Source organism: Corynebacterium sp. HMSC08A12 (assembly GCF_001807485.1).
Classification (GTDB): Bacteria; Actinomycetota; Actinomycetes; order Mycobacteriales; family Mycobacteriaceae; genus Corynebacterium; species Corynebacterium evansiae.
The window spans coordinates 23,676-35,735 of record NZ_KV789183.1; the positions used below are offsets into that span (position 1 = coordinate 23,676).

The window sequence follows — 12,060 nt, forward strand, 5'->3', positions numbered from 1 at the left end:
TAAACGCACGAAGGTGCGCCTACTTACGAGCGTTCTCCGTTTCAATGATCTGATCCAGCATTGCCTCTGCGGCCAGCGGGCCACGAGAACGGGACCAGGTGTCCTGCTCCACGTCCACGATGTCCTTCACCACATCCTTATATGGGCTGGACTTAAAGCCCTCGATGTCGTTGTACAGGTACATCCGGTCCAGCTTCATTGAGGGGAGCTTATCACCCGTCATTTCGGCAACGTCAGTCTTGGACTCGATAGCGGTACGGGAACCGTCGTAGCCGTAGACGTAGCCGGCGTCAGAAAGAAGAGAGCCTGCAAAGGAATCCTTGATCCAGGTGTAGAGAGTGCCCTTCGACCATCCGACCAGCGCTGCACGAGTGTTCGGCTTGACGAGCTTTTTGGCCTCTGCGACCTTGTCTTCGATACGCTTGCGCACTTCCTTAGCTTTATCCTCCTTGCCCAGCTTCTTTGCGATGTCATCCATGGAGTCAAGGACGTCGGTGTAGCTGGCGTCGCTGTAGGACTTCGTCTCTGCAATTTCCTCCAGTTGCGGCATGATCGATTCCTGCCGCGTTGGGCTAGCGAGGATCAGATCGGGCTCAAGAGACTGAATGACCTCCAGGTTTGGCTGTTTTGCCTGGCCAACCGATTCGATGCCCTCGAGCTTGCCCTCCAGAGTTTTCGGCCCGGCGGACTTGCCGATCTCTACAATGCCGACAGGCTTTACGCCCAGTGCCTCAAGGATTTCCTCATATCGCCAGTCCAGCGCGACCACCCGTGGCTCGCCGTCTTTACCGCCTCCGCCGTTGTCACCGTCACCGGCGCCACAGGCAACAAGGGCCGTGGCGCCGAGAATCGTCGCGACGAGGAGAGCCAGGGCGCGACGTAAAGAGCCGCGCTGAGAGTTTCGAGAATTCATCATTCCGCAGACACTACCAGACTTAGGTTCACCTAAGCCAGGTAAACCTACCTTGCCAGGTCTAGGGCGATTGCCGAGATTCTTCCCACCTGTTAGCGAATGTTGCTGCCCCACCGTTGGCGCACGTTGCTTTCTCGGCCACTAGCAGACGTTGTTCCCCCACCGTTAGTGCACATTGCTGTCCCAACCGCTAGCAGACGTTCTGCGGACCCTCGTGGTCGGCGTGGCTGGCGCGCTCCACCTGAATGGTGGCGTGCGCGATCCCCCGCTCCTGCAGAGCGGCCTGTGCCGCGCACAGCACCGCGGCCGGGTCGCGGCCTTCCGGAACCACCAAATGCACCGACGCCAACGCGCTCGTACCATCCAGCGACCACAGGTGGAGATCATGCACATCCAGCACGCCGTCGACCTGCCGCAGCAGAGCATCAACCTCAGCGGGCTGGTAGCCCGGAGGCGCCTGCTCGAGCAGAATGCGCAAGGCCTGCATCATCAGCTGCCAGGCGCGCGGCAACACCAGTGCGGCAATCACCAGCGAGGCGATAACATCCGCATACTGCCAGCCGGTCAGAATGATCACGCCACCCGCCACTAGCACCGCGACGGAACCCAACATATCCGCCAGCACGTGCAGGAATGCACCCTGGACATTGACGGAATGCTCCCGCTGGCGGTTCAAGATCCACGCGGAAATGATGTTGGCTAGCAGGCCGATCACCGCGACGATCATCATCGGGCCGGCCATAATCTCCACCGGCTCGCTGAGGCGCTGGAACGCCTCGACCACGATCCAAGCGGAGATTCCCAACACGGTGACCGCATTAACAAGCGCGGCGAGCACCTCCACCCGGCGATAGCCGAAGGTCGCCTGTGCGGTTGCGGCCCTGCGACCGATCAAAATGGCAACGACTGCGATGATTAGGCCGGCGGCGTCCGAAAGCATGTGCATCGCATCGGCCAGCAATGCGACGGAGCCGGTGATCAGACCGCCGATCACCTCTGCAAAGAAGACTGTGCCAGTGACGCCAAGCACAATGAGCAGCGCGCGCAGCGGAGCATCCGTCGGCGCGTGGGAGTGCGAATGCCCGTGCGAATGCCCGTGGCCAGAGTCGTGGGAATGTGCATGGCCGGAATCGTGCGAATGTGCATAGCCACCCTCAGATACGCCGGCGGGCGCGGGCGCGTCAGCGCGAGCATCGGCGGGGCGAGCCTGGGCGACGGCAGCCGCGGACGCGCCGGAACGCGCAGAACCGTGGCGGCGCACGTCGGCACCACCACGGTCGTGCGGTTGCTGCTGAGCTGCGCTTGCGGGGTCGTTCATACCCTCACTATAGGCAGCCACATCCCTTATTGGCAACTTACTGAAAACAAAGACGGGGAGCCAGAACGGCTCGCCATTGGCGGCCGGAACATGGGCTCCCCGCTAAACAGATTCCAAATTCAGAATCCATAAACTTGGAAATCTAAAGCATTCAGTTATTCAGCCAGACCGCTTTACGCAGGCCGTTTCGGCCGAGCAGTTTCGGCCGAGCAGTTTCGGTCGGGCAGTTTCGGCCAGGCCGTTGTGACCAGGCCGCTTTAGGCGGTCTCGGCGCGAGCGTCGACCTTGACCCAGCTCATCAGGTCGCGCAGCTTGGCGCCGGTCTTCTCGATCTCGTGATCGTTGTAGGAAGCGCGCAGCTCCTCCAGCTCCTTGTTGCCACCCTCAACGTTGGCAACCAGGCGCTTAGTGAAGGTGCCGTCCTGAATGTCGGTCAGAATGTCCTTCATGCGCTTCTTGGTGTCCGCGTCGATGACGCGCGGGCCGGACAGGTAGCCACCGAACTCAGCCGTGTCAGACACGGAGTAGTTCATGTTGGCGATGCCACCCTCGAACATCAGGTCCACGATCAGCTTCAGCTCGTGCAGGCACTCGAAGTACGCCATCTCCGGCTCGTAGCCAGCCTCGACCAGAACCTCGAAACCGGTCTTCACCAGCTCCTCGGTGCCGCCACACAGAACAGCCTGCTCGCCGAACAGGTCGGTAACAGTCTCAGCCTCGAAGGTCGTCGGGATCACGCCGGCGCGTGCACCACCGATGGCAGCTGCGTAGGACAGAGCCAGGTCACGGCCGTTGTTCTTCGGGTCCTGCTCAACGGCGATCAGGCACGGAACGCCCTTGCCGTCGACGAACTGGCGGCGAACCAGGTGGCCCGGCCCCTTCGGTGCAACCATGCCGATGATGATGTTGTCGGCCGGCTCGATCAGCTTGAAGTGGATGTTCAGGCCGTGGCCAAAGAACAGTGCGTCGCCGTCGTTCAGGTTCGGCTCGATGTCCTCGGCGAAGATCTTCGCCTGGGAGGTGTCCGGAGCCAGCAGCATGATCACGTCTGCCCACTCCGCAGCCTCCGCGTTGGTCTTCACGGTAAAGCCGGCTTCCTCAGCCTTGGCGCGGGACTTGGAGCCCTCACGCAGGCCGATGACGACCTCCACGCCAGACTCGCGCAGGTTCTGGGCGTGTGCGTGACCCTGAGAGCCGTAGCCGATGATAGCTACCTTGCGACCCTGGATGATGGACAGATCAGCGTCGTCGTCGTAAAAAACATCAATTGCCATGGGGAGCTTCCTTTCGTTGACTGTCTACCTTTATAGCAGATTCTATTTCATTTAGTGAGACTTTTGCGTCCACATAGTGAACTCTTGTGGGCTGGTGCCCTCTTTCGTAGGTAGTGACGCCCACCCGGCTGCAAGCTGAAGGCGTCACCAAAGAACCTAGAGATTCGCCGGGTACATGGCGCGAGGACCGCGACTGATCGCAGTCGGCGACGCCTCGACAAGCTCGCGAATCCCGAACGGCTCCAAAACGTCCAGCAGAGCCTGCAGCTTCGACGGCGTACCGGTGCACTCGATGATCACCGACTCCGGCCCGACGTCCACCACGTGCGCGCGGAACAGCTTCGCGGACTCCACCACCTGGGTGCGGTTCGCGTTGTCAGCGGAGACCTTCACCATCATCAGGCCGCGGGAGACGATGGTCTCCGGGTCGTGGCGCGTGACCTTAATAACGGGGATCAGCTTGTTCAGCTGCTTGGTGATCTGCTCCACCACGTGATCCTCGCCCTCGACGATGATGGTGATGCGGTTGATGCCCTCGACCTCCGTGCGACCAGAGCTGATCGACAGGATATTAAACGCGCGGCGGGTAAACATGCCGGAGATACGCGAGATGATGCCGTCGACGTCCTCACACAGGACGGACAGGGTGTGGACCTGTACCTTGTTCGTGCTCATTAGTCTTCTTCACCTTCCTGGGTGACCTCGTGGATCTCCGCGGGCGATTCTGCCGCCGAGGATTCCTCGTCGAACAGCGGCCGCAGGTTGCGTGCGTACTGGATTTCCTCGTTGGACGTGCCGGCGGCGACCATCGGCCACACCTGCGCGTCCTCGCCGACGATGAAGTCGATGACGACGGGGCGGTCGTTGATCTCTTCAGCCTTGCGGATGGTCGGCTCTACATCCTCTGGCTTAGTGACGCGGAACGCCGCGCAGCCCATAGACTCAGCCAACATCAGGAAGTCCGGCAGGTAAGTCTCCCCCGGCTTCAGGTTGGTGTGGGAGTACCGCTGGTCGTAGAACAGCGTCTGCCACTGGCGAACCATTCCGAGGTTTCCGTTGTTGATGAGGGCGACCTTGATCGGCAGCTTCTCCACCGCGCAGGTGACAAGCTCCTGGTTGGTCATTTGGAAGCAGCCGTCGCCGTCGATGGCCCAGACGGAAGTGTCCGGCTTGCCGGCCTTTGCACCCATGGCGGCGGGCACGGAGTAGCCCATCGTGCCGAGACCACCGGAGTTCAGCCAGGTGCGCGGGTTTTCGTAGTCCACGAACTGCGCCGCCCACATCTGGTGCTGCCCCACGCCGGCGACGTAGATGGCGTCCGGGCCGATGGTCTTGGACAGGGTCTCGATGACGTACTGCGGGGCGAGCTTGCCGTTGGGCTGCTCGTCGTAGCCGCGGGGGAAGTCCTGCTTCAGCTTGTTGAGGTAGTTCAGCCAGCCGGCGGTGGCGGGCTTCTTCAGGTCCAGGTTCCGCATCGCCTGGTGGAGTGCGGCCAGCACTTCGCGGGCGTCGCCGACGATTGGCACGTTGGCTTCGCGGATCTTGCCGATTTCCGCCGGATCAATGTCGGCGTGAATGACCTTCGCATCCGGGGCGAAACTATCCACGTGGCCAGTGACGCGGTCGTCGAAGCGGGCGCCGATGGTGATCAGCAGGTCGGAGCGCTGCAGGGCTGCGACCGCCGGGACACTTCCGTGCATGCCGGGCATGCCCATGTACAGCGGGTGGGAGGCCGGGAAGCTGCCCAGAGCCATGAGGGTGGTGACAACTGGGATGTCGTTGGCTTCTGCGAATTCCAGCAGTTCTGCGTGCGCTTCCGCCTTGATCGCGCCGCCGCCGACGTACAGCGTCGGGCGCTTCGCCGCGCTGATCATGCGCACGGCTTCCTCTACCTGGCGCGGGTGCGGGCTGGTGACTGGACGGTAGCCGGGCAGCTCGTACTTCGGCGGCCAGTTGAATTCCAGCTCTGCGTTTTGCACGTCCTTCGGGATGTCCACCAGCACCGCGCCGGGGCGGCCGGTGGAGGCCACGTGGAAAGCCTCGGCGATGGCGCCGGGGATGTCCTCGGGGCGGGTCACCATGAAGTTGTGCTTGGTGATCGGCATGGTCACGCCGCGAATGTCCGCCTCCTGGAAGGCGTCAGTACCTAAAAGACCCTTACCGACCTGGCCAGTGATGGCGACCAGAGGCACCGAGTCCATGTTGGCATCGGCGATGGGGGTTACCAGGTTCGTTGCACCCGGGCCGGAAGTTGCGATGCACACGCCCACGCGGCCGGTGGCCTGAGCGTAGCCGGTGGCGGCGTGGCCGGCGCCCTGCTCGTGGCGGACGAGGATGTGGTTCAGCTTCTCGGAGTCGTACAGCGCCTCATAGAGCGGCAACACGGCGCCTCCGGGCAGGCCGAATACAACATCGGTGCCTAGCTCTTCTAGGGAGCGGACTACGGCCTGTGCGCCGTTAATTCGCTCTGGCCGCTTGCCGCGGGGGTTATTCGCCAAGGTGGCGGGGCTGGGTTGCGAGCGTGATGTGTGTGTCACGTTTTCCTTCGCTCCTTGAGTCCTGGAATCCGTCCTGCCTTCAATTCTTTGCCCCCTCCGCTTCCCGGTTTCCTGCCGTCGCGCCGCGCCGCGGCGCACGTCACGCGCCTCGACGTCTGCCTCAGCACGCGCCGCGCAGTTCACGTCTCAGCACGCGCCGCGCAGTTTGCGCCTCAGCGCTGCGCATCAACGCAGCGCCAAGCAGCGCTCTGCAGTGCCCCGCAGTGCCACGCGCATCAGCGCCACGCATTGCCACGCGGCGCACGCCGCAGCGTTCGCACTTCGGCGAGCTGGCGTCACCAGGAAGCGATAGAGCCGAAAATCTTCGGTGTGGAATCGCTTGTTCGGTTAGGTGCATGTCCTCCACACAACAAAAGCCCCCAACTTGCCGACGCTGCTGCGTCAGTTGTCGGGGGCGCCGTGTCGAGCTCGACGAGGTAGCTAGTGGCGCCCCTCGATAATGAGTACTCGTACTAGTTGCGTGAATTCCATGGCTCTAAATTTAGCGGCTTTCGCGAAAGTAGTCAAGCCGTTGACCACTCGTTTCCCAAAGTATGATGCCCCCGTCTCACCTACTGGACAGCCCAAAACGCCCCCGACCTGTACTTCATCCCTCCCGCACCCCCGGCCTCCCTCCGGTTTCTCTCTCCCCGATCTCCCCGGCTCCCCTGAGCTTCCCCCTCCAGTTCCCATCCGCGGCTTCCCTCCGGTTCCCCTCTGGCACTCAGCCTCAGCGCAACCGAAACTCCAATGTCCTCCCGGTCACCACGCACCCGGCGGCGCGGTTACCCCGGTTGCTCCGGCACAGAAGTGCCACGGTCGCCCCGGCGCGCAGTGCGTGCTCCTGAACGCGAGCCGTGAATCCGACTGGGAACCCCGTCTGGAAACGAATCAGAATCGGGTCAGAATCTGGTCAACATCTGGTCAGAGTCAGGTCAGAATCCCGTCCGAATCCTGGCGGAGCACTCTCCCCGATCGTTTCCGGGACTACGGTGGGGAAGCATGTTGAAGTTCTATGCTTTCCAGCTCTGGGAATGGGTGGTCGTCCACGGCCTTCCCTTGACTGCACTGGTCATTATCGCAATTTTGATCCCCCGCGTGGGGCGTTTGGCGATTCGCATTGTCAGCAACCGCTTCGATGAGAGCGAGGAGGCCACCAAATCCCGCCTCGCCCTGGTCGGAGCGTTGGTGTACGTGCTGCAGGCGATTGCGTACTTCGCGATCATCATGCTGGGACTGACGAACCTGGGCGTCCCCGCTATGGGTGCCGCCCTGCCCGCAACGGTGGTTTCGGCTGCTATTGGTTTCGGCGCACAGAACGTGATCGGCGATTTCCTCGCGGGGTTCTTCATCATCTCGGAGCGTCAGTTCGGCGTGGGCGACTTTGTTGCCTTCGACGGCACGTCCAGTGACATTTCGGGCACGGTTGTGGCGCTGACGTTGCGCGCGACGAAGGTCCGTACGGCCTCCGGCGAGGTGGTGACAATCCCGAACGGTTCCGCGGGTGTAATCACGAACTATTCACAGGATTGGTCGCGGGCGGTGGTGGACTTGGCGGTTCCTCTGCAGCCGGGCGAGTCCATGTCGCAGCTGACGGATCGCGTGGAGGCCACGGCTGCGAAGGCTCTGGGGGATCCGACTATCGCCGGGGACGTCACCGGCGAGCTGGAGGTTCTGCCAGCTACGGATATCGTCGCCCCCACTGCGGCGGGTCAGTCGTGGCAGGTGAACTTCCGAGTGATGGTCGTGGTGAACCCGGCGCGCCAGTGGGCTGTGGAGCGTGTTTTGCGCTCGGCGCTGGTGAATGTGTTCTGGGATCGTTACGACATGCCGCGGGTCTTTCTCGAGGGTTCTGACGCCCACTCCTCCCCCGTCGCCGATCCCAGGAAGGCTGTGGCGGCGGAGTCCGCGCTGGCGCCTACGGAGGTCCTTCCCGCCCAGCACGCGTCGAGCGACCGGTCGGCCTCAACCACTGCTGCTTTGCAGAGCGGCTCCGCAGGAATCGCCGCTTCAGTGACCGGTGACGGCGACGGAGACAAGGAGCGCAGGGCCGCTTCTGCTAGCAGTTCTGCACCAGTAGGCCGATCCGCACCCGTGGACAAAGCTTTAGCGACACGCGGAACCGCGTCGGCGCACGAAACTGCCACCGTGGATACTGCCGCCATGGATGCGGTGCAGGCGGAAGGAGCTGACCGAGCCAGCCAGCTCGCGCAGCCCGGCCAGGCTGCACAGGGTGAAAAAACTGGTCAGCCCACGGAGGCTCCCACGACTGACGGCCCTGGCCAGACTGAACCGGCTGACGGACCCGGCCAGGCGGCACCGGCCGACGGCTCCGGAGTCCGTCCCCTCGACAGCGATGGAACCATCGGGCGGACGCATTCGGTTCCCTCGCAGGACTCCCACTCCGCCGCAAGCCCCAACACCACCTCCAGGTCTGACGGCGATGCCGGCGCGGCAGCCGGCACTGACGGTGCAGGCCGCGCTGGCGATGGAAGCGGCGTGAATGACAGTGAAGAGAATGCAGGTGAAGAGGATGCCGACGAAGAGAAGGAGAAGTTCCAAGGCATCTGGCGCAACGAGGAACACTCCTCCAGGTTCAAGAGGATCATGAGCGTCGGTGGCCGCACCCGCCCCTCCACCACCGGGCTGATCCTGGCGCTGCTGCTAGTCGGCGGCCTGGCGCTAGCCTCCTCGAACCCAGAGGGGGGAGACACCGGCTGGCTCTCCCCCGACTACTGGCGCGACCGCCCCTCTAACAGTGCATCCACCGAAGACTCCGAGAACTCCGAAGCAAACGATCCATCCGGCGAAAACGCCACCGGCCAGAACAACCCCACCGCTGACCCGAACTCCGACCCGAACTCCAGCGGAAACACTGACGGCAACACCGACGGAAACGCCAACTCAAACCCTGGCGGCAACGCTGGCGGCAACACCGACGGAAACGCTGGCTCAAACTCAGGTGCAAACTCCGATCAGAGCGCCAACTCGAACCCCGGCGGAAACGACGGATCACCCAACGGGACAGCAAATGAGCCAAACAGCAACTCCAGTGGCAACAATCCCAACAGCGGAAATGGTGGCGTCCAGAATAATTCCAACAACAGCGGCACCGGCGGCAACAGCATGAACGGCGCTGCGCCCCGCGCTATGGGTGCGATGGGTACGCCCAATGCGACCGACACCACCCATGGCTGATTAAATGAACACCATGAACTCGAAGGTTTTCCACCCCAGCCGCGAACACATCCTCGGCGGGTTCGTCATGTTCCTGATCTGCCTGCTATTCACGGGCTATAAGGTCGCCTGGTTTTTCTGGGTTCCGCTAGTGCCGCTAGTGTTTATTCTGTGGACTTTGTGGGTACGAACCACCGTGTCCGACAAAGCCATCACCACGCGCTACCTCTTCCGCGCAGGCAAAACCATGCAGTGGGAAGACTTCCGCGCGCTCCGCTTCAACCGAGCCGGACGCGCCTACGCCGTAGACAACCAGGAGAACAGCATCTGGCTGCCGGGCGTGACCTTTAACTCCCTGATCGACCTGCACAAGGTCAGCGGCGGACGAATCCCCGACCCCGTCAGCCCAGCCCGCGCAGCCACGGACGACAAGGTGCAAGTCGTCAACAAGGAGGGCTACGCCGTACTCATGGACAAGGACGAGTACAAGGAATACGAAAAGCAGCGCCGCCGCGAAGCGGGAGTCGATGCGCCGGACGCCGCCGCACCGGACGCCGACGCGCAAAACACAAGCGCCCCAGAAAGGGACAACACCAGCAGCTGACCGCCCGGCTCGTGCTTAAGCTTTGCCGCGCTAACCAGCAAACGGCAAAACAAGAAATCACAGGAAAAGACTTTTCCGGAATAAGAACTCCAGAGTAGGAACAACAAGAAGAGAGCCGTGAACAGTATGAACGCCATCCCATTGAGATCCGCCGTCACCACCCAGGGCCGCAACGCCGCCGGCGCCCGCGCCCTGTGGCGTGCTACAGGCATGACGGACCAGGACTTCGAGAAGCCCATCATCGCCATCGCGAACTCGTACACGCAGTTTGTGCCGGGTCACGTGCACCTGAAGGACGTGGGAGACATCGTCGCTGACGCCATCCGCGAAGCCGGCGGCGTACCCCGCGAGTTCAACACCATCGCCGTCGACGACGGTATCGCTATGGGGCATGCAGGCATGCTCTACTCGCTGCCCAGCCGCGAGGTTATTTCTGACGCCGTCGAATACATGGTCAACGGCCACGCCGCCGATGCGCTGGTGTGCATCTCCAACTGCGACAAGATCACGCCCGGCATGCTGAACGCCGCCATGCGTCTGAACATCCCGGTGGTGTTCGTCTCCGGCGGGCCGATGGAGGCTGGCAAAACGGTGGCAGTTGATGGTGTCGTACAGGCTCCGACGGATCTGATTACCGCCATCTCCGCCTCCGCGTCCGACAAAGTCGACGCGCAGGCGCTGCTGGAGGTTGAGTCCGCCGCCTGCCCGACGTGTGGCTCCTGCTCCGGCATGTTCACCGCCAACTCGATGAACTGTCTGACCGAGGCGCTTGGCCTGTCCCTGCCGGGCAATGGTTCCACCTTGGCGACTCACGCCAAACGGCGCGACCTGTTCACCAAGGCTGGCACCACCATCGTTGAACTGTGCCACCGCTACTACGGCGAGGGAGACGCCTCCGTCCTGCCGCGGAACATCGCCACCCGCGAGGCCTTCGAGAACGCAATGGCACTGGACATGGCCATGGGCGGATCCTCCAACACCGTGCTGCACATCCTCGCGGCCGCCCAGGAGGGTGAGATCGACTTCGACCTGCACTCCATCGACCAACTGTCCCGCGAAGTGCCGTGCCTGTCGAAGGTGTCCCCGAACTCCGACTACCACATGGAAGACGTTCACCGCGGAGGCGGCATCCCCGCCATCCTCGGCGAGCTCTACCGCGCCGGCAAGCTGAACGAAGGCGTTCACTCCGTTCACTCCGCCACGCTGAAGGAATGGCTGCTGTCCTGGGACATCCGCTCCGGGGCTGCAACTGAGGAAGCCATCGAGTTGTTCCACGCCGCCCCCGGCGGAGTCCGCACGACCGAGCCATTCAGCACTGAGAACCGTTGGTCCAGCCTGGACACCGATGCAGAGGGTGGCGTCATTCGCGATGTAGAGCATGCGTACACCGCCGATGGCGGCCTGGTTGTCCTCCGCGGCAACCTCGCCGAAGACGGCGCCGTAATCAAGGCCGCGGGTGTTGATCCGTCTATCTGGCACTTCGAAGGCAAGGCACTAGTCGTCGAATCCCAAGAAGAAGCCGTGCGAGTGATCCTGGACAAGAAGGTCAAGCCGGGTCACGTCGTGGTCGTGCGCTACGAAGGCCCCGCCGGCGGCCCGGGAATGCAGGAAATGTTGCACCCGACCGCCTTCCTCAAGGGTGCGGGGCTCGGCAAGGAGTGCGCGCTGATCACCGACGGTCGCTTCTCCGGCGGCACGTCCGGGCTGTCCGTCGGACACATCTCCCCCGAAGCCGCGCACGGCGGCCTGATCGGCCTGGTCCGCGACGGCGATCCGATCACCATCGACGTGCACGAGCGCCGATTGGAGCTGAACGTCTCCGACGAGGAGATCGTGCGCCGCCGCTCCGAGATGGAGGCTTCCGACAAGCCGTGGACTCCCACCACTCGCCAGCGCAAGGTCACCAAGGCGCTGCGCGCTTATGCCGCGATGGCAACCTCCGCTGACCGCGGAGCCGTCCGCGAGGTGAAGTAACCCCAGCGGGCGCGTACCCTCCGCATACCCAGCCTCACGCTGCAGCCAGCACGCCCCCTTAACGGTGGCGCTGCCGCCCCGCCCCGGCCACAAGATCTGGCTTCGAGCGCCCGGCCGACTTCTCCGGCGGCGCTGACGCCCCGCACAGCCGGTATCCCCGGGGTCGCGGCCTCCCGGACGGCCGTAGGCTGGAGGGCATGCATGATTCACACATCCAGCCCGAGGCAGAACGCGCAGACTCCAATGCAGTCGAGGCTGACAGC

General features: G+C 63.1%; 8 protein-coding genes. 3 read left to right on the plus strand and 5 right to left on the minus strand.

Going from position 1 to position 12,060, the window contains the following annotated elements; translation table 11 throughout:
* Positions 1 to 19: 19 nt before the first annotated feature.
* The 5 genes from HMPREF3166_RS06340 to HMPREF3166_RS06360 all read right to left on the minus strand — a co-directional run bounded on the left by HMPREF3166_RS06340 (position 20) and on the right by HMPREF3166_RS06360 (position 6,042).
* Positions 20 to 916 (minus strand): ABC transporter substrate-binding protein, encoded by an 897-nt coding sequence (locus tag HMPREF3166_RS06340; protein ID WP_070488266.1) that lies wholly within the window; start codon positions 914 to 916, stop codon positions 20 to 22.
* Positions 917 to 1,103: 187 nt separating this feature from the next.
* Complete coding sequence (locus HMPREF3166_RS06345) at positions 1,104 to 2,231, minus strand: cation diffusion facilitator family transporter (RefSeq protein ID WP_141741139.1); 1,128 nt, start codon at positions 2,229 to 2,231, stop codon at positions 1,104 to 1,106.
* Positions 2,232 to 2,488: 257 nt separating this feature from the next.
* Complete coding sequence (gene ilvC, locus HMPREF3166_RS06350; RefSeq protein ID WP_070488268.1) at positions 2,489 to 3,505, minus strand: ketol-acid reductoisomerase; 1,017 nt, start codon at positions 3,503 to 3,505, stop codon at positions 2,489 to 2,491.
* Between the two features lie 156 nt (positions 3,506 to 3,661).
* Positions 3,662 to 4,180, minus strand: a complete 519-nt coding sequence (gene ilvN, locus HMPREF3166_RS06355) for an acetolactate synthase small subunit (RefSeq protein ID WP_034973946.1) — start codon at positions 4,178 to 4,180, stop codon at positions 3,662 to 3,664.
* The gene (locus HMPREF3166_RS06360; protein WP_034985529.1) at positions 4,180 to 6,042 is read right to left on the minus strand and encodes an acetolactate synthase large subunit; all 1,863 of its coding nucleotides are present in this window, start codon (positions 6,040 to 6,042) and stop codon (positions 4,180 to 4,182) included. The genes ilvN and HMPREF3166_RS06360 overlap by 1 nt, the downstream gene beginning before the upstream one ends.
* Positions 6,043 to 7,044: 1,002 nt before the next feature.
* Between HMPREF3166_RS06360 and HMPREF3166_RS06365 the strand changes: the two genes are divergently transcribed.
* The 3 genes from HMPREF3166_RS06365 (at position 7,045) to ilvD (ending at position 11,797) form a co-directional block, all read left to right on the plus strand.
* A complete protein-coding gene (locus tag HMPREF3166_RS06365; protein ID WP_070488270.1) occupies positions 7,045 to 9,240 on the plus strand; it encodes a mechanosensitive ion channel domain-containing protein in 2,196 nt (731 codons plus the stop codon).
* A gap of 13 nt (positions 9,241 to 9,253) precedes the next feature.
* Positions 9,254 to 9,823 (plus strand): PH domain-containing protein, encoded by a 570-nt coding sequence (locus HMPREF3166_RS06370; protein ID WP_246816951.1) that lies wholly within the window; start codon positions 9,254 to 9,256, stop codon positions 9,821 to 9,823.
* Positions 9,824 to 9,949: 126 nt separating this feature from the next.
* Positions 9,950 to 11,797, plus strand: coding sequence for a dihydroxy-acid dehydratase (ilvD, locus tag HMPREF3166_RS06375; protein ID WP_035003479.1), 1,848 nt, complete (start codon positions 9,950 to 9,952; stop codon positions 11,795 to 11,797).
* Positions 11,798 to 12,060: the final 263 nt, after the last annotated feature.